Consider the following 22,653-nt stretch of genomic DNA (forward strand, 5'->3'; position numbering starts at 1 on the left):
TCACCCCTTACAGTTGTGGTTTTTTTGTATGGAAATCTGTAGCCTGCTCGAATGCATGGGCTACGCGATAAATCGTACTTTCGTCAAAATGCTTCCCGATGATTTGCAGTCCAAGGGGCAGTCCTGTTGAAGAGAATCCACATGGAACTGAAATTCCCGGTACACCTGCAAGGTTTACTGGAATCGTTAAAATATCGTTTGCATACATCGTTAGTGGATCATCAATCTTTTCTCCAATTTTGAAAGCTGGAGTTGGTGTCGTTGGTCCAATAATAACATCGTATTTCGCAAATACATCTTCAAAGTCTTTCTTGATCAATGTACGGGCCTGCTGAGCTTTCTTATAGTAAGCATCATAGTAACCGGAACTTAAGGCAAACGTTCCAAGCATGATCCGACGCTTCACTTCGTCCCCGAACCCTTCTGCACGTGTCTTCTTGTAAAGGTCAAGAAGGTTGTCTGCATTCGGCGTCCGGTATCCGTAGCGAACCCCGTCAAAACGTGCAAGGTTGGCAGATGCTTCAGAAGAGGCTAATAGATAGTACGTCGACACACCGAATTTAGAATGAGGAAGAGAAACTTCTTCCCACGTCGCTCCCATGCCTTCCAGTACTTTCAGTGAAGCAAGGACCGCTTGACGTGCTTCTTCCCCGACACCTTCACCTAAGTATTCTTTCGGTACCGCAATCTTCAGGCCTTTTACATCACCGGTAAGAGCCTCTGCATAATTCGGAACCTCCACATTGGCTGAGGTAGAATCATTCGGATCAAGTCCGGCGATTGCCTGCAGCAAGTACGCGTTGTCTTCTACATTACGGGTGATTGGTCCGATTTGATCAAGTGAAGATGCGAATGCAACCAGACCGAAACGGGATACGCGGCCGTATGTCGGTTTTAATCCGACCGTACCTGTGAATGCTGCCGGCTGACGGATCGATCCACCTGTATCTGAGCCCAGGGAGAAAGGTACTTCTCCAGCTGCAACGGATGCTGCCGATCCACCTGAAGATCCACCTGGGACCGTTTCAAGATTCCATGGGTTGCTCGTCTTCTGGAAACCGGAGTTCTCAGTAGACGAACCCATCGCAAACTCATCCATATTCAATTTACCGATCGTAATCGTATCGGCACTATGTAATTTATTGATGACCGTCGCATCATAAATCGGATTGAAGTTTTCAAGGATTTTACTTGCACAGGTCGTGCGAAGACCCTTTGTCACGATATTATCCTTGATCCCGATCGGCATTCCGAAAAGAAGGCCTTTACTTTCATCCGTCCCAAGCTTTGCATCCATTTCCTTTGCTTTACTGCGGGCATTCTCTTCATCCAGTGTTAAAAATGCCTTCACTTTATCTTCAACGGCATCGATTCGTTTGTACGACTCGTCTACCAGATCTGTAACAGAAACTTCTTTCTTATGTAAAAGCTCATGAAGCTCTGATAATTTATGGTCAAATAATGACATGAGGTCCCCTCCTTAGTCCAAGATCGATGGAACGCGAACTTGTCCATCTTGTTTGTCTGGTGCGTTCTTCAATACTTCTTCACGTGGCAGTCCTTCAACAGGCTTATCTTCACGCATCACGTTCTTCATATCCAGTACGTGACTGGTCGCTTCCACATTTGATGTATCCAATTCATTCAGCTGCTCGGCAAACCCGATAATGGCATCCAGCTGAGTCGTAAACTTCTTCGCTTCATCCTCTGTGATGGCTAGTCGTGCAAGGTGCGCAACGTGCTTTACCTGCTCTTCAGAAATTCTAGACATCTTCTTCACCTCCGTATATGTTCGAACACTCACAATACTATTGATAATACCAAAATTCGCTTCATTAAAGCAACTATGATAAGAGTTAACGTTTGTTAGGAGCAGGTATGATTCTTGTCCATACCTCCCTACATTCTACCATGAAATTGGGGCTGGGTGTGAGTTTGTGAGGGACGGACCTTGGGTGGGGTTCAAAAAGCATTACATAGTATGAACTTGTTTTTGCAAGCTTCGTTCTTTGACCTTGAGCGGATTCTCCGTTCCTTAAAGAGAGTATCTTTGGTTTTTCGATCATTCTTATAAAAAAATCAGCTTTAGATTGTCTGTTTTAGCTGGTAGATTATCCTTGGATGGGGGGTAGGTAGGGCCTTCTTTGATGAAGGATTCTATGGGTTGGATCACCTACGCCGGGCTGAACAGGTTTATTGGAGGGTGATTGCGTCATTTTAGACATTGATTGCGTCATTTTCCGGATAATTGCGTCGTTTTTTTATTTATTGCGTCATTTTCTTCTTAATTGCGTCATTATTCTCTATTATTGCGTATTTTTACATATAATGGAAGAAGACCGCACGCACCCTTCTCCCATTTGCAGGATTTCCCATCCCCTAACCAGAATCTATTAAAAGAGGTGATTCCATGAAAATATTCAGTTTCAAACAAACCAGCGGAAAATCAATCCAGAAATTCAACAGTCAAAACGTGACCATCCATCCTTTATTAAAGCCTGATGATCCGTTCCAGATCGGATATTTCTATTTAGAAGCAAACAGCGTACTTGGAATGCATCCCGCCATGTGCGATCAGCTTCTGATGATCACATCCGGTCGAGGGTGGGTGAGAATAGAAGGGGAAGAGAAAATTGAAGTGGAACCAGGCATGGCCATCTTTTGGCAGGAAGGCGAGATGCATGAGTCAGGATCCGACCACGGAATGACTGCAATTGTAGCCGAAGGAAGCAAGCTCGACCCTGAGCGGTATCTCAATCACAACTAAAGCATTCCATTTGCTTACCCCTCTCCAATTGATTACCTTTAAGAAAAGATATATTAATGGAGATGATTTTCAACATGCGTCCAATTCTATCAGCCTTTATCGCCGGGACCATAGGCGGAGGGGTGTTCACCCTTCTTCACCTTCCCCTTTCCTGGCTGCTCGGCTCCATGGTTTCTGTCTTTCTGATCAATAAATGGACGAGGCTTGAGCTTGCCTGGCCTTCTTTTCTCCGGGATTTTGGATTGATCATCGTCGGTTACACCATTGGGCAATCCTTCAGTCAGAAGACCATGATCGAAATATTCACTCAGCTTCCGTCCATGCTGATGATGACGATGGCCATCATTGTGTTCAGTATGGGACTTGCTTATATCACGTCAAGGATGACGGGAATCGGCCTGCCTTCAACGATTACGGGGAGTATCCCCGGGGGACTTTCGCAAATGGTGGCCCTTGGAGAGGAGATGAAGAGTATCGACTTAACGGTTGTGACGATCCTTCAAGTCATCCGGCTGCTGTCTGTCATCTTTGTCGTACCGTTTCTCGTCTTCAGTCCCCTTTTGGGTGGAGAAGGAGCCGGTCCGGGGACGGCCGCGCGTTCGTTTGCTATGCCTGCTTTACAGTGGGGGTTTGTCCTTTTTTTCACCATTGCCATCGCAGCAGGGTTCCTGGCTAAAAAAATCCACCTGCCCACCGCGACCTTACTTGGCCCGATCCTGGTCATCGGGGGCTTCATGGTGGCTGAATCGCCGGTCCCGCATATGCCCGGCCTGTTCATCATCCTGGCTCAATTATCCCTCGGCATATATTTTAGCTTCATGATGAATTTCTCGTCGTCCAGAACGATGGGCAAGTTTATCATGTGGTCTTTATTCACGTCACTCTGCCTGCTCCTATGCTGTGCTGGCCTTAGCTTGTTATTGAGCCGCTGGCATGACATTTCATTCCTGACTGCCTTTATCAGCCTGGCTCCCGGGGGCATGGCAGAGATGGCACTGGTGGGACAAGCCGTCAACGCAGATCTTTCCATCATTACCGGGTATCATTTGTTCCGGATCTTATTCATCCTGTTCCTCATCCCGGCGATTTTGAAAGGACTGTTCAAGCTCCCTCTTTTCCAAAAGGGGAAACATGATTAGAAGAGCTTATTTTTAATAGAAGAGAATAGGCTTTTCTTTTGCTTCGGCTTTGGTTTTGCTTCAGCGGCTTTCTCACTTTTTTTCTGCACATAGATCTCTTCCTGATCGATGGCATGATCATAGGCGAGAACGAGGCCGATATCCGTTTCGATGTCCTTATTGGTCACCATGGAAAATGAAACATGATACGTATCGGCAAGCTTGATGTATTTAGATAAAAAGGTGTAGCTCATATTTCCATTTAATAAAAGCTTTGCCTCAGGATGTTTCTTCAAGCTATCCTGAACTTCCTTGTACACTCCCTTTTCCCTTACTTGACTTTGGGTCAGGGCAATGACGATCCGTTCTCTCAGGCTTCCGAGAAATTTCCTTCTTTCATCAGGCTTTGTTTGTTTTTGTCCGTACATTCCATTTTCCAGATAATCATCTATCGTTGGTTTGCTCAAAAACAATGCACCTCCAAAACGTCTTATTACAGTTTCTCCTACACTATATGTTTACATGTGTACATTTGGTTCTGTCCCATTTTCTCTTATGGGAATGCTTTCAGGCAACTAAAAGGGTCCGCTCTTCCACGAGCGGACCCTTTGTCATTTATACGAACAATGATTGCAAAATCGCCTTCTGGACATGTAATCGGTTTTCCGCCTGCTGAAATACGGCGGAACACGGTCCGTCAATGACCGCGGCTGTCACTTCTTCTTCACGGTGGGCCGGAAGACAGTGAAGGAATGTCACATCAGGGGAAGCGTGCCCCAACAGCTCCTCATTCACTTGATACCCTTGAAAGTCTTGAAGACGCTTGATGGCTTCTTCCTCCTGCCCCATGCTGGCCCAAACGTCTGTGTAGACAACGTCGGCACCCCTTACCGCTTCGATCGGATCATTCGTAAGCGTAAAGCTCCCTCCGCTCTCCGCGGCAAGATCGATCGTCTTTCCGATGATGTCTTCTTTCGGTTCATAGCCTTCCGGACAAGAAACGACGACCTCCATTCCAAGCATGGCACAAAGGATCATGAAGGAGTGGGCCACATTGTTGCCATCCCCGATATAGACCACCTTCACCCCTTTTAACGTCCCCTTGGTCTCAAGGATGGTAAGGACGTCCGCCAATGCCTGGCATGGATGATACGTATCACAAAGACCGTTGATGACGGGGACACTGGCGCATTCGGCCAACTGTGTCACCTTCTCCGTCTCGAACGTACGGATCATGATTCCATCCACATAGGATGACAGGACCCGTGCCGTATCCGCGATCGACTCCCCTCTCCCCAGCTGGATATCACGGGAATTCAGGTAGATGGCGTGGCCTCCCATTTGCAGCATTCCCGCTTCGAAGGACACACGTGTTCTCGTGGATGACTTTTCAAAGATCATCGCAAGGGTTTTCCCTGCAAGGGTCTTGGAATAAGGGTGTTTCTTCAAGTACTGTGCAAGTGATAAGAGTTCGTGTACCTCTTCCCTGGTGTAATCCAGCCATATGACAAGGTCCCTCCCTTTTAAAGAAACCTTCTCCGGTGCCGGGGCAACATTTGAATTCATCATACTCGGCTCACTCCTTGAATGGATTTATTATGAACGAAAGACTTTGGCTGAACGTTGTCTGCGCCCTTGCTTCGGATAAAGGAGGATAGGGTTTCCGCTTCGGTCATGACGGTGATTCCCGCCTCTAAAGCAGCGATTCTTCTTGCCTTCCCTTCGTCCGTTTCCTCATCACTGAAATAGACACAGGCATGATCGGTTTTGATCCAGTCATGAAATGCCTTTTCCGCTGCTGTTTGATACTGACTCATTTCTGTCTGGCTGCTGTCGACGTAAAGGGTCCCCCCTGCTTCAACGTCTGCATGTACCTCTTCAAACACTTTATACAGCGCTTCTTCGACGGTGTCACCCAGGCACAGGCCTTCTCCCGTCGACTTCATATTCGCCCCGAGGGTTTGATCGATTTCCGGCATGGCGTGGGACGAAAACACCGGATACTTCACCCCGACTCCTTTTATCTTGGAAGGAGGGTCAAATGCATCGATTCCAAGACTCTCCCCGCACATCAGATCGGTGGCCATATCAATCAAGGAAAAGCCAAGGATCTTGCTGACGATCGGAACGGTACGGCTCGCACGCGGGTTCACTTCTAACACGTATACCTTTTGATCCTGCAGCAGGAATTGAATATTCATGATTCCTTTATAATGAAGGGCGGATACGATCTTATGGGCATATTTTCCAATCATCTCCTTGATTTCTTCCGTCAGGGATTCAGAAGGGAAAATGGACATGCTGTCACCTGAGTGAACACCCGCCCGTTCAATATGCTCCATCACACCGGGAACATATACATCTGCACCGTCCCCTACCAGATCGATTTCGGCTTCCTGACCTTCTTTAAATTCATCTACTAATATAGGAAAATATTCTTCAGCCGCTCCCTGGATGAAGCGCTGCATTTCCTCTGCTGTGTTTACTTTTACCATCCCTTTGCCACCAATGACATAGGAAGGGCGGCATAGAAGAGGAAAGGCTAAATGACGCGCCACCTGCAGGGCTTCATCTTTGCTGTGGCAGATCTCCCCATTCACGCGGGGGATCCCCTCTTCATCCAGCAATTGATAAAAGCGTTCCCGGTCCTCCACCCGGTCGATGATGTCAGAAGAGGTCCCGAGTAGTCGCACTCCCGCTTCCTCAAGCGTCCCCGCAAGGTTCAATGCCGTCTGTCCACCGAATTGCACAAGAGCCGAATCCACCCTCTCGTGTTCGATGATGGACAGGACCGATTCGACCGTAATCGGTTCAAAATATAATCGATCTGCCGTCTCATAATCCGTACTGACGGTTTCCGGATTATTGTTCACCATAATCGTCGTGTACCCGTGCTCTTTCAACCTCTGGATCGCCTTGACGGCACTGTAATCAAATTCGACTCCCTGGCCGATCCGGATCGGTCCCGCCCCGATGATCAGGACCTTTTTGTCTCCTTGCAACGGTGGAATTTCATTTTCCCCATGATAGGTTGAATAGGCATAGTTGGTGATGGCTTCAAACTCTCCGGCGCATGTATCCACCATTTTGAATGCGGGGACGATCCCCTCTTCCACTCTCAGATGTGCAACTGACACCTCAGTCTTTCCTGTGAATCCGGCAATCGTTTTATCCTCAAACCGGAATTCCTTTGCTTCTTTTAATAGCTTTGCAGTGAGGGACGTGCTCTTGAGCTTATTTTCCATGAAGACGAGATTACTCAAGATCGACAGGAACAGCTTATCGATCCCTGTCTTTCCGTGAAGAGCGTCGATTGAATGTCCCCGTCTTAACAACTCCATCAGTTCAAAGAATCGGGAATCCGTTGGCGTGCCAATCTTGGTCTCCAAATCTTCCTGGGATAAATCAGACAGTTCACTATAGATGTTCTCAAGGGAAAGATCCAAGGATTGAAGGGCTTTTTGAAAAGCGGCTTCTAATGAGCGCTCGATCGCCATCACTTCACCCGTTGCCTTCATCTTCGTGCCAAGCACCCGGTTTGCCTCGGGAAATTTATCAAACGGCCATCTCGGGAATTTCACCACCACATAATCAAGGGCCGGCTCGAAGCTTGCATAGGTGGTTTTGGTCAGTGGATTGATGATTTCATTCAAAGTGTAACCGACCGCAAGCTTCACCGCGATCTTTGCAATGGGATAGCCTGTCGCCTTTGATGCAAGGGCAGAAGATCTGCTCACACGGGGATTCACTTCAATCACATAGTATTGGTTGCTGTCAGGGTCTAAAGCAAATTGTATATTGCATCCTCCCACTACTTCCAACGCACTGACGATATCAAAGGCGGCTGTACGGAGCATATGAAACTCCCTGTCCGTCAAGGTTTGGGACGGGGCCACGACGATGGAATCCCCCGTATGGACCCCTACCGGATCGAAGTTCTCCATATTGCAGACCGATATACAATTTCCTTTCGAATCTCTCATCACTTCATACTCGATTTCTTTGAACCCGGCTATGCTTTTTTCCACAAGCACCTGATGGATCGGACTTGCCTTCAAACCTGATAGGACGAGTTTCTTGTACTCCTCCATCGTAGAAGCGATCCCGCCTCCTCTTCCGCCTAACGTATAAGCAGGGCGGACAATGATCGGAAGGGCAATCTCTTCAGAAAAAAGAAGGGCGCCTTCCAGGTCATGGACGATGCTGCTTTCAGCTGTCGGGTGCCCCAATCTATTCATTAAGGATCGGAACTTCTCTCTATCCTCCCCCTTTTGGATCGAATCAACGGACGTACCGAGCAGTTTCACACCGTACTTCGCAAGGACCCCTTTTTCATCCAGCCCGACGGCCAGATTCAAGGCAGTCTGGCCTCCGAGACCCGCTACCAGGCCATGGGGGCGTTCTTTTTCGATGATGGCGGTCAGTGTCTTCACTGTAATGGGTTCACAGTACACTTTGTCAGCGTAAGTGGTATCCGTCATGATCGTGGCCGGATTATGATTCACAAGGACCACCTCATATCCCTCTTCCTTGAGGGCAAGGCACCCTTGCGTACCGGAGTAATCAAATTCAGCCGCCTGCCCGATGATGATGGGGCCCGATCCAATGATCAGGATTTTTTGAATACTGGAATCTTTAGGCATACATTTTCTCTCTCCCTGGTTGTTTAATCGATTGATAGAATTGCTGAAAAATCCACGAAGCATCTTCCGGTCCCGGACGTGCTTCCGGATGAAATTGAACGGAAAGGATCGGCTTATCTCTATGCTGAAGTCCTTCAAGGGAACCATCGTTGACGTTTACAAATCGCGGCTCAAGCCCCGTCCCGATCAAACTTTCCTTATTCACGACATAATTATGGTTTTGCGAAGTAATGAAAACCTCACCCGTTTGGTTATCCATGACGGGGTGATTCGCCCCTCTGTGCCCGAATAGTAATCGGTCCGTATCCCCTCCAAGGGCAAGGGCGATCAACTGATGCCCCAGGCAGATGCCGAGTGTCGGAATCTCCATCATTTTCCCCTTCAGCTCCGGTAAGAACGTCATCATTTCCTTCGGGTCCCCGGGGCCGTTTGATAGCACCAGTCCATCGACATTCAACGGATCCAACAGCCCCAACTGATGAAAAGGGATGACCGTCACGCGGCAGTCCAATTCCAACAGACTCGTCACAATCGATTTCTTCACGCCGAAATCGACGACGGCGATATGTTTACTGCCCTTTCCCAATTGACGGACCTGTGGAAGAGCGACTTTTTCAATTTGACCGGTGAGTTTTTCTTTGCCAGGAAGCCCTTTTGAATATGAAATACATGCATTTTGACTTCCACCGTTACGGATCTCCTTTACGACCTGTCTTGTATCCACCCCTGTCATGAAGGGCACCTTCCACTTCAGGAGATAGTCTTTAAGGGATGAAGTGGCATGATAATGGGAATGCACATCAGGTGACCCGAGCATGATGACCCCCTTCACCTGGGGATTGGCGCTTTCGACATCTTCCTCATTCACACCGTACTGACCGATCAGCGGATAGGTGAAAACGACGATTTGATCTTTGTAGGAGGGATCCGTAAGCACTTCCTGATATCCCGTCATCCCCGTAAAAAATACAATCTCACCCTGAATGGGATCATCCTCATCCATGAAGACTTCCCCTTTAAAGGTGCTGCCGTTTTCCAAACATAAGTAACCTGTCATGAGATGACCTCCTATTTATGAATAAATAATTATTTTTTAGTATTTTTATACATTTGTATTTAAAAAATTTTAGTAGGCTTTGCGTGTTGCCTGATGGTACTGATCAAAATGTGAAGAGCCTGATCAAGTTCATCATAGGTAACGGTTAACGGTGGTAGTAACCGGATCACATGCGCTCCTGCCGGAAGGGTTAACAATCCATTGTGACGGAGCTCATTTATGATGTCTTTTACTTCCCTGTCGAAGGAGATGCCGATCATAAAACCGATCCCTTTTATCTCTTGTACGATTTGATTCCCTTGGAGCTGGACGATCAGTTCTTTCATAAAATACTCCGATTTATGTTGAACACCTTTGAGGAACCCTTCATCGAAAACCGTTTCCATGGTCGCCTTCGCTGCCGCCATTGCTAACGGATTCCCTCCGAATGTTGATCCGTGGGTCCCAGGTGAAAAGGAAGGGATGAGTGCTTCCTTCCCCATCATGGCTCCCACGGGAAAGCCGCTTCCGAGTCCTTTTGCCGCCGTGACGATATCCGGATCCAGGGAATAATGCTGATAAGCAAACGGCAACCCTGTACGCCCCGCCCCTGTCTGGACTTCATCGATGATGAGTAACGCACCCAGTTCCCTGCACTTTGCTTCCACCGCCTGCAAAAAGGAAAGAGTCCCCGGATTGACGCCCCCTTCTCCCTGAATCACTTCGAGCATGATGGCCGCCACATCGTTATCTTTCACTTCTGAAAGGGTATGTTCGTCGTTATAAGGAAGATAGTCGAAGGTCGGCAGGAGCGGGCCGAATCCACTATGGATCTTCTCTTGACCCGTCGCACTCATCGTAGCAAAGGTCCGGCCGTGAAAGGATTGCTTGAATGTCAGGATCTTTGTTTTCCCCGTATGCTTCCTGGCCAGTTTAATCGCCGCTTCATTCGCTTCCGCTCCGCTGTTACAAAAGAAGACGGCATCCAGACCGCTTGCCGAAGTGAGGAGCGCGGCGGCCTCTTCCTGCTTTGTAATGGGAAACAGGTTGGATACATGCCAAAGTTCATCCATTTGTTTTTCCACGGCTTCTTTCACGACGGAAGGGGAATGCCCTAAGTTACAAACGGCGATACCTGAAATGAAATCCAAATAGGATCGACCGTTGCGATCCTTTACCTCTGTGCCTTTTCCCGAAATCAATTCAATGTCTAATCGACTATACGTAGGGAATACATGACTCATATCGCTACCTCTTTTCCTTCTGTTATCCGTGTACCGATCATTTTTCCGTCCTGGATGATGGAGTCCTGACATCCGACGATCATCACTTCCTTTATATTCTCGTTCAGAACCGATAGAGCCGCCTGAACCTTAGGAATCATCCCGCCGTAGATCACGCCGGATTCGATATATTGATGAATGGCCTCTTTTGTTACACGTGAAACAAGTTCACCGTCTTTCAATATTCCTGGCACATCCGTGACAAACAGTAATTTTTCAGCGTTCAGGGCCTTGGCGATGGCTGAAGCTGCCAGGTCCGCATTCACATTTACCCTTACTCCTTCTTTGGTGACAGCAAGGGGGGCGATGACCGGTAAGTAATTCAATGATAGGAGATTGTGAAGCAGCGTAAGGTTTACCTCCTCAATCTGGCCGACAAACCCGAGGGATTCCTCGTCAACGAATCGGGCCTTTAATAACCCGGCATCGTATCCGCTTAATCCGATGGCGTTTACCCCTTCCCTGTTGAGTTCATGGATCAATTCGCTATTCACCTTACCCTTTAGCATCTGCTCAGCGATGGTGAAAACATCCTCCGTGGTTTTACGCTGTCCATTAATGAAGGTTGACTGTATTCCAAGCTTCTTGAGTGTTGCCGTAATATCCGGTCCCCCGCCGTGTACAAGGACCACATGGCAGCGCTGCTGAAGATCTTTCATACTTTGATAGAAAAGGGAGGATAGCTTAGACATGACACTCCCTCCCAGCTTCACCATGATCACCGGCTTATGTTCGGTAACTTGCATTGATTTTGACGTAATCATACGTAAGATCGCACCCCCAGGCTTTTCCTATTCCTTCTCCACTATGGAGGAATACAGAGATGATCACATGTTCAGCTTGCATATACCCGCTGACTCCTTCTTCATTGAAGGGTTGAGGGGTGCCGTTTGAAAATACGAGTGTGTCCCCGATGCGGATATCACATTGTCGAGGGTTGAGCTTGATTCCGCTATGTCCCATGGCGCCGACGATTCTCCCCCAGTTCGGATCTCCACCGAAAAGGGCCGTCTTCACTAAATTGGAACCGACGATCTTTTTTGCTAAAACATTGGCGTCATGCCGGGATTGGGCTCCGGTCACCTGCACTTCCACCAGTTTGGTCGCACCTTCACCATCCCTTGCGATTTGTTTCGCCAGGTCTTCGCATACACGGGTCAATCCCTCTTGAAAATGGGTCCAATCAGGATGGCCTTCGTCGAGGGCCTCATGCTCCACCATTCCATTTGCCATGCTGATGACCATATCGTTGGTGGACGTTTCCCCATCCACGGTGATTTGATTAAAGGATTGGTCGATGGCGGTTTTAAGTGCTCTCTGTAACACATCCGATGAAATAGTGGCGTCTGTTGTAATAAAGCCGAGCATGGTGGCCATATTTGGGTGGATCATTCCAGATCCTTTTGCACACCCTCCGATGGTGACGGCTTTTCCATCGATCATGACCTGACAGCAGGACGTTTTCTCGACTGTATCCGTCGTGAGGATGGCCTGCTGGAAAGACTGTGCACCTTCCGGATTCGCCTCGACCTTGATGTCGGTGCAGCCCTTTTCCATCTTTTCCATCGGAAGCCATTCACCGATGACGCCTGTGGAGGCAACGGCTACATACTCTTCTGGAATCTGAAATCGTTTCGCAATCCATTCCCTTGTTTGATAGGCATCCTTCAACCCTTGTTCACCCGTACACGCATTTGCGATGGCACTGTTTACCACTATGGCCTGAAGCGTATGAGACTGAGTGATGCTATCCTGCGTGACTTTGAGGGGAGCCGCTTGAAAATGACTTTGCGTGTAGACCGCTCCGCATTGTGCGGGTTTCTCACTGTAAATGACCCCGAAATCTTTCTTTGCATATCGCAGACCCGTATGCATCCCGCCTGCCTTGTATCCTAAAGGCGACAGAATCGTTCCTCCCTTGACAGGTTGAACCAACTTTTCTTTTAGCTTCAATGATCTTCCCCTCCTATGGATAAATTGGATAGTGATGAAGCCCGGTCGTCTCGTCTATCCCAAGCATCACGTTCATATTTTGAACCGCCTGACCTGCCGCTCCCTTGATCAAGTTATCGATCACCGAGACCACCGTCACCCGATTCGTACGTGAATCGGCTTTGATGGATAGATCACAGAAATTCGTGCCGAATACTTCTTTCGTACCCGGGAACTGCCCGGCGGGTCGGACCCTGATGAAGGGATGCCCTTCATAATAGCTTTGATAGTGGGTATGTAGCTTCTCGGTGGTGAGGGTGCTCTTTAACTCTGCGTACATCGTCACCATGATCCCCCTGGTCATGGGAATGAGATGGGTTGTAAAGGTGATCGGTCCTGCTTCACTGCTCCATTCCTTCAGCTGTTGTTCGATTTCAGGGGTATGCTGATGCTGATGAACTTTATAGATTCGTAGATTTTCCTGCGTCTCGGAGAAGTGACTGGATTGCGCCGCTTTCCTTCCCGCCCCGGATAATCCCGTCTTTGCATCGATAATCAGGGAATGAGGATCCATTAGCTCTTGTTGAAAAAGCGGGGCCAATCCCAGCAGCGTTGCCGTCGGGAAGCAGCCTGGATTCGCGATCAGGTCCGCTTCACGGATTGCCTGACGGTTGATTTCAGTCAGTCCATAAACAGCTTTGTCCAGGATATCCTGTGGTGCCGCTTCTCCCTTATACCATTCTTCATATGCACCCTGATCCTTTAAGCGCAGATCGCCGGATAGATCAATCACCTTTGCCTTTTTCCCGATGATCTTTTGAGTTAATTCCTTTGAGACACCGGATGGCACTGCCAGGAAGACGAAATCCAGCTGCTGCATCTCCTTGATACTGATTGGCTGCACTTTTTCATGGGAAAGACCGGATAGATGGGGATACTGTTCCACATATGGACTCTCTTCCAGAGAAGATGAATACAAAATACAATCATTCACATTAGGGTGATTTGACAACAGGCGGTACAACTCCACACCACTATACCCGGTACTACCAACAATACCAACATTCAAAACCCATCACCTCAGACAATAAATTTAAATTAGGTCTAATTATATGAGTGTATATTAATAAAATCAATAGTATATTTATAAATTTTTCTATAAAGTTACTTTATTCACATATTCACTCCGATAGTACCAGAAACAAATAAAGGTCCGTCCCTCGCTGTGAGGGACGGACCTTTATTAATATAGAAATACGATTAGAACTGAGCTGCCTCTGTCGATCCTTTTAAAGCGGTTGTGGAAGAGGTTCCACCTGAGATCACCATCGATACCTCATCAAAGTAACCCGTTCCGACTTCACGCTGATGTCGTGTAGCGGAATATCCGTGCTTTTCGCTTGCAAACTCTGCTTCCTGAAGCTGTGAATAAGCAGCCATCCCACGATCTTTGTAGCCCCTTGCAAGCTCGAACATACTGTGGTTGAGTGCGTGGAAGCCGGCAAGTGTGACGAACTGGAATTTATAGCCCATTTTACCAAGCTCCACTTGGAATTTGGCGATTGTTTCATCGTCCAATTTCTTCTTCCAGTTAAAGGATGGCGAACAGTTATATGCCAGTAATTTACCTGGATGTTCAGCATGGATCGCCTCTGCAAATCGTCGTGCTTCTTCAAGATTCGGTTCAGACGTTTCACACCACACAAGATCCGCATAAGGAGCATATGCAAGACCTCTTGCGATGGCTTGATCAAGTCCTGCGTTTGTACGGAAGAAGCCTTCCGGTGTACGGTCCCCCGTAATGAACTGCGCATCATAAGGATCGACATCGCTTGTGATCAAGTCCGCGGCATTTGCATCCGTACGTGCAACGATTAACGTCGGCACACCCATTACATCTGAAGCGAGACGGGCGGAAATAAGGTTCTTAACAGCCGTTTGGGTAGGAAGAAGAACTTTCCCTCCCAGATGACCGCACTTCTTCTCAGAAGAAAGCTGATCCTCAAAGTGGACGGCAGAAGCCCCTGCTTCAATCATCCCCTTCATTAATTCGAACACGTTCAACTGGCCTCCGAAGCCTGCTTCTGCATCGGCCACGATCGGCACGAACCAATCGATCGATTCGTCCCCTTCTACATAATGGACCTGATCGGCACGCTGAAGGGCCTGGTTGATCCTCTTCACGACAGATGGTACGGAGTTTGCCGGGTACAGACTTTGATCGGGATACATATGTCCCGATAAATTGGCATCCGCTGCAACCTGCCAGCCGCTTAGATAGATTGCTTTCAGCCCGGCTCTCACCTGTTGGACAGCCTGATTCCCCGTCAGGGCGCCAAGGGCATTGATATAATCTTCCTCGTGAAGGAGATTCCACAATTTCTCAGAACCACGGCGGGCAAGAGTGTGCTCGATATCGATCGATCCCCTTAAACGAATAACATCTTCAGCGGAGTAAGGACGGGTGACGCCCTTCCATCGTTGATCCATTTCCCAGTTTTCCTGTAATGCGGTTACACGTTCGTTATTTGCTTTTACCATTTAAAACCTCTCCCTTTTATCGTTTTTTTATGAGCATTGAGCGGTGTACGTTCGGTATATCGTCTTGCCCCGGTGCCTGGGGTCCGTCCCTCATCCCACTGAAGTGGTAGTAGGCTGAAGTGTTTTTACCTGCTATGTCAACGTTTACATGGCTGTCATTTTACTTGCAGGTCCGTCCCTCTAAAGAATTTTATAGCCCGGGATGGTGAGGAAGTCTGTGAATTGGTCGTTCTGGATGAGCTGGTCGAATAGGTCGACGGCTTCCGGGAAACGACGGTCTTTGTAGGATTCCTCCCCGTATTGGCTTTTGAGTTTCGTCAGTTCTTCTTGCTTAAGTAATTCGTAAAGCTCCAGGGTGATGTTCCGCCCGTCTGCCAGGATCCCTTTCGGATGACGGATCCATTGCCATAGCTGGGCACGTGAAATTTCTGCCGTCGCGACATCTTCCATCAGGTTGTGAATCGGAGCCGCCCCTTGGCCGCTCAGCCACGAAGAAATGTATTGAACGCCGACATTAATATTCAAACGGACTCCTTCTTCCGTTATCTCCCCTTGAGGAACCTCCAGAAGATCCTGTTCCGACACTTCCAGATCCACTAATGTTTTCTCATCGATCTGGTTCGCCTTTTTCATCTCCTGATTGAACACGTCCATGGCAACAGGGACGAGTCCTGGATGTGCGACCCACGTACCATCGTGCCCATCACGCGCTTCCCTTTCTTTATCCGATTTCACCTTATTGAACGCTTCTTCGTTCTTGACCGGATCATTCTTGACAGGGATCTGCGCGGCCATTCCGCCAATCGCAGGGGCTCCCCTTCTGTGACAGGTCTTAATCGTGAGCAGGGAATACGCTCTCATAAACGGCGCTGTCATCGTGACTGATGAACGATCAGGGAGAATCACATGTTCCTGCTCCCGGAGTTTTTTGATATAGCTGAAGATATAATCCCATCGTCCACAGTTCAACCCGGCTGAATGCTCCTTTAACTCATAAAGGATTTCATCCATTTCAAATGCGGCCGTGATGGTTTCGATGAGGACCGTCGCCTTGATCGTCCCCTGGGGAATCCCCACATATTCTTGTGCAAACACAAACACATCATTCCAAAATCGTGCTTCTTGGTGACTTTCTAATTTAGGTAGGTAAAAATAAGGGCCTTTATTCGTAGAGGTTAAATGAGTCGCATTATGGAAAAAGAATAAGCCAAAGTCTACAAGACTTGCCGATAGTGGGGTCCCATCCAGTTCGATATGTTTCTCTTCCAGGTGAAGTCCCCTTGGTCTGACGATTAATACGGCATGATCCCGTTTCAATTCATAACGCTTCCCGTTTGTTTCGAAATCGATCGTGTGGTGTACTGCATCTCTGAGGTTGATTTGTCCTTCGATGAGGTTGTTCCATGTTGGTGAGGTGGCATCTTCAAAACATGCCATAAAACATTTCGCCCCGGAGTTGAGGGCATTGATGACCATCTTGCGATCAACCGGGCCGGTAATTTCCACCCTTCGATCCTGCAGGGCTTTCGGAATCGGAGCGACTTTCCACTCACTTTGTCGAATTGACTCTGTTTCAGGCAAAAAGTGAGGAAGTTCCCCTCCATTGATCCGTTCCTGCTTCTTCTCCCTGTTCTGTAACAGCTCGTTGCGTTTATCCCGGAACCTGCGCTCCAACTGTTCTAAAAACTGTAATGCCTCAGGGGATAAAATGTTTTCAAATCCGGGTCTAATTTCCCCTGTTACCTTGATACCAACCATTTTGGTGGACATAGAACCTATTCACTCCTTCGACGTATTAAACAAATCTTATTGTTATAATACAGATTAATTATCATGTTTGTATTGTATAACAGCATCCGTTAAATTGGAACACTTTTTTCAGAATTTTCATTCGACAATTTTCGCAACCTATCAAGAATGAGCATCCCCTGCATCAGAATTCCCAGGACCATGGAACACAAAAAAAGAGGTCCGTCCCTCAGCCACCAATAAGTGACGAGGGACGGACCTCTTACGATAAAGGCAATTTATTTAACGATATCCTTTGCAACGGCTTCGTCGAATTCAGCTTGGATTTCAGCACTTGGCTGCGGTCCAACCTTACTGAAGATCACGATTGCCAGCATAGCCAGGAAGAATCCTGGAACGATTTCATACAGTTCAAATGGAATGATTCCAGCTGCAGTCAGCTGTTTCCAAAGGACGACTGTTACTGCACCAGTGATCATACCGGCTAATGCACCGTTTCGTGTCATACCTTTCCAGTATAGGGACAGTAGGATGATCGGTCCGAATGCGGCTCCGAATCCACCCCATGCGTAACTTACCAGATCCAGGATCTTCGTACCGCCGCCATTGGCAGGGTTCCCTTGAATAGCAAGCATGATGGCGATGAATGCGATGAGAAGCACTCCGATACGACCTACCCATACAAGTTCGTTGTCAGAAGCATTTTTACGGATGATCGCTTTGTAGAAATCCTCCGCCAACGCACTGGAAGAAACAAGTAATTGAGAATCAATGGTACTCATGATAGCAGACAGAATTGCGGCTAACAGAATACCGGATACCCATGGATTGAATAAGACATCTGTAAAGAAGATGAATACTTTCTCAGAATTATCAACATCACCTGTGATTAACGGCATATCAGCGAAATAGGCGATACCGGAGAAACCGACCAGTACAGCACCAATCATTGATAATGTCATCCAGCTCATACCGATCCAGCGTGCCTTTGGAACATCTTTGGTGGATCTGAGTGCCATAAAGCGGGTGATGATATGAGGCTGACCAAAGTAACCAAGTCCCCAGGCAAGGAGTGAAATGACTCCCATGACCGTCATTGTGTTCATTGTATCGAGATTGGCTGCGTCAACTGAACGAACAGCATCAACTGTAGCATTCCATCCACCCAGCTCTGCGATCGCAACGATTGGCGTAATGATTAACGCAAGGAACATAAGAATACCTTGAACGAAGTCAGTCCAACTTACTGCTAAGAATCCTCCAAGGAACGTGTAGGAAATGATTACAATAGCACCAATCCAAAGTGATTGATTGTAAGACATTCCAAACGTTTCCTGGAATAATAACGCTCCGCCTACAAGACCTGAAGATGTGTAGAAGGTAAAGAAAACCAGGATTATGACTGCTGATATAACGCGAAGGAGACGGGAACCATCTCTAAAACGATTTTCGAAGAAATCCGGAACCGTAATCGAATCGTTTGCAACCTCCGTGTAAGCGCGCAGTCTTGAAGCTATGAATCTCCAGTTTAAATAAGCACCAATCACTAACCCAATACTTAACCAGATCGACCCTAGACCAATTGCATAAGCAAGGCCGGGCAGTCCCAGTAATAACCATGAACTCATATCAGAAGCACCAGCACTTAACGCTGCTACCCCCGGTCCTAAACTACGTCCTCCAAGAACGTAATCCGATAAATTGCTTGTTAATTTGTAAGAAATAATACCGATTGCGAGCATTCCAACTAAATATACGATAAAGGTAATTAAAGTAGCTATATCCATTGTGTAGTTAGCATTCTCCTTTCAAGAAATTTGTACTGCATTTCGTTAGGTGCTTAATCTAACTTTTGAACCATGCTGAAAGACCTCTAAAAATGTTAATCCAACAGTTCTTTACCCCATGCATACGGGTTGTAAACTTATTCACTCATTAATATTTGAAAAAGTTTATTCTGCGAAGCTTCGTTCCGTAACAAGTTCACAACGTTATTAATACTAACACACAATCAACGCATTAACAGACAGAACTTTCTGAATACATTAACCTATATGAATAAATATTCATTTAAAATGCATATATTTTTACATAAACGCATTTAAAGCTATATCTATTCATAAAAATTTATAAAATTAAGTTGCTTTTTTGTTCACAAATCTGTTGTAATTCCAATTTTTCACTAACGTCAGCATCATTATTTTGCAACAATTGTTCCATTCATATACATGGTGCGGATTGATTTTTTTAGGGAGCACGTTCAGTCGGGCTCTACCGGAATTTTTTCAACACTTACCATTCCCCGGCTACAAAAAAAGAACTAACCTGTTAAAGATTAGTCCTTCTCCTCTTCTATTCATAAATGTGCAAATACGTTTCTTTACTTCCCGGCTTTTTCACAATCAGCGCTTCCGGCCCGTAGGACGAGGAGACGAGGAGTTCGACGTCCCAGCTGTCAGGGGTCTGTTTACCGATCATATTGGTAAGATGCTGGGCAAATCCTATCGTTTCCGCTTTCCCCTGGAAGGAGAGCGCCACCTCGAATTTCATTTTGGACAGCTTCTGATCCTGATAGAGTGCTTGTCCGGTCAGTCCTGTGTAAACTGGAAAGTACTTTTCGATGTCGGTTTTCAGTTCGTTAAAGACTTTATAATCGTTCGGATGGTTCTCCTGGGCTTCCGGCGACGGGAATAAGTAGTAATCTTCATTGATCCCTTTCCAATCCCCGATGCCGCTTTGGTCCGGTTCCACCGTTGTGTAGCCAAAGAAGTGACCCGGTACGACCTGATCTTTCGGAGCCTGCTTATAGAGTGAGATCATGATCGGAACGTTTTGGAGCTCTTTTTTCTGGCGAAGGCGTTTGAGGACTTCACCTGCGATTTTCGCTCCCTGTTCTTTCAGGACCTCATTGCTGATATTTTGTACAGTTCTTGTCCCATTGGACATATTCGTTTCGTATTGAACAGAATTCAAGGACAGGGCGATGGCCACTCCACCAAGGCGTACCTTATTGTCCTCTTTTTTCATCAAATAATTGTGTTCGATGATATGCGCCAAATAGATGGGGGCATTCTCTCCGTTTGACTGCACAGGGTTGAGCCCGACGTTTTCAGACTCCTGAATACCCTTTTCTTTCAGCTGTTCACTCGTATATTTCCTTTGCAGCCAGCTGTCCACCGTTTTCTTTGTCAAAAATTGTCCTTCTTTAAAAAAGTATTCATCTGTTGAAAATCGATTTTGGGCTACACGTAACAAGCCTTTTTCGATTTCATTGATATCATATCTTGATCCGAGATCATTCACGACGACGCCGCGTGTATTGCTGGTTTCATACGGAAGCATCGTCTTATAGTATTCTTTCGAAATTTGGAAGCTTGGTATGATGGCTTTCTTTGCTTCGCTATCCTGATTTTCCTGAACGACCTGATCCTGTTTCTCAAATGTCGGAGCACAGCCTCCCAATAACAACAGTGCGGAGAGAGCGACCGAAATCCCTTTTTTCATTCCTTGTTACACCTCTTATCGGTTAAGTTCTTCCATCAGCTTATCCTCATCCCAGACTTCTATATTTAACTCTGTTGCTTTCGCAAGCTTCGATCCCGCCTCTTCCCCTGCGATGACAAGATCGGTTTTCTTACTTACACTGCCGGTTACTTTCCCGCCGAGCAGCTCGATTTTTTCTTTTGCCTCATTCCGGCTCAATCGCTCGATCTTCCCTGTGAGGACAACGGTCTTCCCTGCAAAGTACGAGTCGACTTCACTTGCCGCTACAGGCTTAGGTCCTTTGTATTCAAGGTTCACACCGGCATCCTTCAGCTCCTGGATGAGTTCTTTTACTTCATCATTTTCAAAATAAGCCACAATGGCATCGGCCATTTTATCCCCGATCTCATTTACGTTCGTGAGCTCTTCTTTGCCCACGTTCATCAGCCTGTCCATTGAATCGAATTCCTGCGCCAGCGTCTTGGCCGCTTTGGCTCCGACATGACGGATCCCGAGTCCGAATAACAGCTTCTCCAGGGAATTGGCTTTGGACGTTTGAATGGCTTCCAGCAGATTATCAACGGACTTCTCCCCCATCCGTTCCAGCTGAAGAAGCTGCTCCCGTTCAAGACTATACAGGTCGGCGACATCTTCGATCAATTTCTCCCTGAACAACTGGCTGATCACTTTTTCTCCCAGTCCATCGATGTTCATGGCGTTCCGGGAAACAAAGTGAATGAGTCCCTCACGGATTTGGGCAGGGCATTTCGGATTGATGCAGCGAAGGGCTACTTCGCCTTCGAGTCTCACAAGCTCACTTTCACATTCCGGACAGTGGGTCGGCATCAAAAATTCCTGTTCCTCACCGGTTCTTTTGTCTTCAAAGACGTTGACCACTTCCGGGATGATGTCTCCCGCTTTTTTTATGACGACATGATCACCGATTTTAATATCTTTCTCCCTGATCAGATCCTCATTGTGAAGTGAAGCACGTTGAACGGTCGTTCCTGCAACACGGACAGGTTCCAGGATTGCCGTTGGCGTCACGACACCCGTACGGCCGACACTTAACTCAATCTCTTTCAGCACCGTGACGACCTCTTCGGCAGGGAATTTGAAGGCAATGGCCCATCTGGGGCTTTTCGCTGTCGTTCCAAGTTCCTGCTGTTGATCAAGGGAGTCGACTTTAATGACGATTCCATCAATGTCATAGGAAAGATTCGGGCGCTCATTCGTCCATTTCCCGACGTAATCCAGGACTTCTTCAATGGTCGCACATCGTTTACGTTCGGGATTCGTTTTAAAACCGAGTTTGTCTAACGTATCCAATCCCTCACTATGAGAATCGATTCCTGTATCACCTATATCAGCTAACGCATATAGGAAAATATCGAGATTCCTTGATGCCGCAATCTTCGGGTCGAGCTGGCGGAGTGAACCCGCCGCCGCATTGCGCGGGTTGGCAAAAGGCTCTTCCCCATTTTCTTCTTTGATTTTATTCAGGGCTTCGAATGACCCTTTCGGCATAAAGGCTTCTCCGCGAACTTCAAAGGACATCTCCTCAGAAATCTTTAACGGAATCGAACGGATCGTCTTCAGATTCGATGTGATATCCTCACCTATCGATCCATCCCCCCGCGTTGCCCCTTGGACGAACACACCGTCCTCATACCTGAGAGAAACGGCCAGGCCGTCGATCTTCAGCTCGCACACGTAGGAGAACTCATCTCCGACCGCTTGACGGACGCGACGGTCAAAGTCACGAAGATCTTCTTCATTGAAAGCATTCCCGAGACTCAACATCGGGGTCCTATGCTCCACTTTTTCGAAAAAGTCGAGGATGGTACCGCCCACCCGCTGGGAAGGAGAGTCCGCTGATTTCAATTCCGGAAATTCCTCCTCGAGCCCAATCAGTTCCCTCAGCAGCTGATCATACTCGGAATCAGGGACAGAAGGCTTGTCGAGGACATGATATTCATAATTATATTGATTCAATCGTTCATGCAGTTCATTGATTCGCTTTTCGGCTGATTGTCGATCCATTTCCACAACCCTTTCTTGCTTATAGGTTCAGTTACAGCCGGAAGGGGATTCCCTTCCG

The 22,653-nt window shown here is 47.3% G+C and carries 17 protein-coding genes; 2 read left to right on the forward strand and 15 right to left on the reverse strand.

Features of this window, described 5'->3' with window-relative positions; all coding sequences use genetic code 11:
• Window positions 1–7 precede the first annotated feature (7 nt).
• A complete protein-coding gene (gene gatA, locus CN378_RS07630; protein ID WP_098351295.1) occupies window positions 8–1,468 on the reverse strand; it encodes an Asp-tRNA(Asn)/Glu-tRNA(Gln) amidotransferase subunit GatA in 1,461 nt (486 codons plus the stop codon).
• A 12-nt stretch (window positions 1,469–1,480) separates the two neighbouring features.
• Window positions 1,481–1,771 (reverse strand): Asp-tRNA(Asn)/Glu-tRNA(Gln) amidotransferase subunit GatC, encoded by a 291-nt coding sequence (gene gatC, locus CN378_RS07635; protein WP_034760864.1) that lies wholly within the window; start codon window positions 1,769–1,771, stop codon window positions 1,481–1,483.
• A gap of 639 nt (window positions 1,772–2,410) precedes the next feature.
• Between gatC and CN378_RS07640 the strand changes: the two genes are divergently transcribed.
• Window positions 2,411–2,767 carry a cupin domain-containing protein gene (locus CN378_RS07640; RefSeq protein ID WP_098351296.1) on the forward strand — a complete coding sequence of 119 codons (357 nt, stop codon included), beginning with the start codon at window positions 2,411–2,413 and terminating at the stop codon, window positions 2,765–2,767.
• A gap of 74 nt (window positions 2,768–2,841) precedes the next feature.
• Window positions 2,842–3,906, forward strand: a complete 1,065-nt coding sequence (locus CN378_RS07645; protein WP_179884841.1) for an AbrB family transcriptional regulator — start codon at window positions 2,842–2,844, stop codon at window positions 3,904–3,906.
• Here CN378_RS07645 and CN378_RS07650 read toward each other — a convergent pair.
• The 13 genes from CN378_RS07650 to ligA all read right to left on the reverse strand — a co-directional run bounded on the left by CN378_RS07650 (window position 3,903) and on the right by ligA (window position 22,595).
• The gene (locus CN378_RS07650; RefSeq protein ID WP_098351298.1) at window positions 3,903–4,352 is read right to left on the reverse strand and encodes a YueI family protein; all 450 of its coding nucleotides are present in this window, start codon (window positions 4,350–4,352) and stop codon (window positions 3,903–3,905) included. The genes CN378_RS07645 and CN378_RS07650 overlap by 4 nt on opposite strands.
• A 148-nt stretch (window positions 4,353–4,500) precedes the next feature.
• Entirely contained in the window at window positions 4,501–5,454 is a 954-nt protein-coding gene (gene argF / locus CN378_RS07655; protein ID WP_483295063.1) for an ornithine carbamoyltransferase, read from the reverse strand.
• Complete coding sequence (locus CN378_RS07660; protein WP_098351299.1) at window positions 5,451–8,528, reverse strand: carbamoyl-phosphate synthase (glutamine-hydrolyzing) large subunit; 3,078 nt, start codon at window positions 8,526–8,528, stop codon at window positions 5,451–5,453. The genes argF and CN378_RS07660 overlap by 4 nt, the downstream gene beginning before the upstream one ends.
• Window positions 8,521–9,585, reverse strand: coding sequence for a carbamoyl phosphate synthase small subunit (locus CN378_RS07665; protein ID WP_098351300.1), 1,065 nt, complete (start codon window positions 9,583–9,585; stop codon window positions 8,521–8,523). Before CN378_RS07665 ends, CN378_RS07660 begins: the two co-directional genes overlap by 8 nt.
• A gap of 59 nt (window positions 9,586–9,644) precedes the next feature.
• Window positions 9,645–10,808 (reverse strand): acetylornithine transaminase, encoded by a 1,164-nt coding sequence (locus tag CN378_RS07670; RefSeq protein ID WP_098351301.1) that lies wholly within the window; start codon window positions 10,806–10,808, stop codon window positions 9,645–9,647.
• The gene (gene argB, locus CN378_RS07675; RefSeq protein ID WP_306471848.1) at window positions 10,805–11,611 is read right to left on the reverse strand and encodes an acetylglutamate kinase; all 807 of its coding nucleotides are present in this window, start codon (window positions 11,609–11,611) and stop codon (window positions 10,805–10,807) included. Before argB ends, CN378_RS07670 begins: the two co-directional genes overlap by 4 nt.
• A complete protein-coding gene (gene argJ / locus CN378_RS07680) occupies window positions 11,574–12,800 on the reverse strand; it encodes a bifunctional ornithine acetyltransferase/N-acetylglutamate synthase (RefSeq protein ID WP_257141066.1) in 1,227 nt (408 codons plus the stop codon). Before argJ ends, argB begins: the two co-directional genes overlap by 38 nt.
• Window positions 12,801–12,813: 13 nt before the next feature.
• On the reverse strand, window positions 12,814–13,848 hold the full coding sequence (gene argC, locus CN378_RS07685; RefSeq protein WP_098351304.1) for an N-acetyl-gamma-glutamyl-phosphate reductase: 1,035 nt from the start codon (window positions 13,846–13,848) through the stop codon (window positions 12,814–12,816).
• 191 nt (window positions 13,849–14,039) lie between these two features.
• Entirely contained in the window at window positions 14,040–15,320 is a 1,281-nt protein-coding gene (gene aceA / locus CN378_RS07690) for an isocitrate lyase (protein ID WP_098351305.1), read from the reverse strand.
• Between the two features lie 180 nt (window positions 15,321–15,500).
• Window positions 15,501–17,090 (reverse strand): malate synthase A, encoded by a 1,590-nt coding sequence (gene aceB / locus CN378_RS07695; RefSeq protein ID WP_098351306.1) that lies wholly within the window; start codon window positions 17,088–17,090, stop codon window positions 15,501–15,503.
• A gap of 257 nt (window positions 17,091–17,347) precedes the next feature.
• Window positions 17,348–18,856, reverse strand: coding sequence for a sodium/proline symporter PutP (gene putP, locus CN378_RS07700; protein ID WP_098351307.1), 1,509 nt, complete (start codon window positions 18,854–18,856; stop codon window positions 17,348–17,350).
• A gap of 565 nt (window positions 18,857–19,421) precedes the next feature.
• Window positions 19,422–20,573: a CamS family sex pheromone protein gene (locus CN378_RS07705; RefSeq protein ID WP_098351308.1), complete on the reverse strand. Its 1,152-nt coding sequence runs from the start codon at window positions 20,571–20,573 to the stop codon at window positions 19,422–19,424.
• Between the two features lie 15 nt (window positions 20,574–20,588).
• Window positions 20,589–22,595, reverse strand: coding sequence for an NAD-dependent DNA ligase LigA (gene ligA / locus CN378_RS07710; RefSeq protein WP_098351309.1), 2,007 nt, complete (start codon window positions 22,593–22,595; stop codon window positions 20,589–20,591).
• Window positions 22,596–22,653 lie beyond the last annotated feature (58 nt).

Origin of the sequence: Bacillus sp. AFS015802 (assembly GCF_002561455.1) — a bacterium.
GTDB lineage: Bacteria > Bacillota > Bacilli > Bacillales > Bacillaceae_B > Rossellomorea.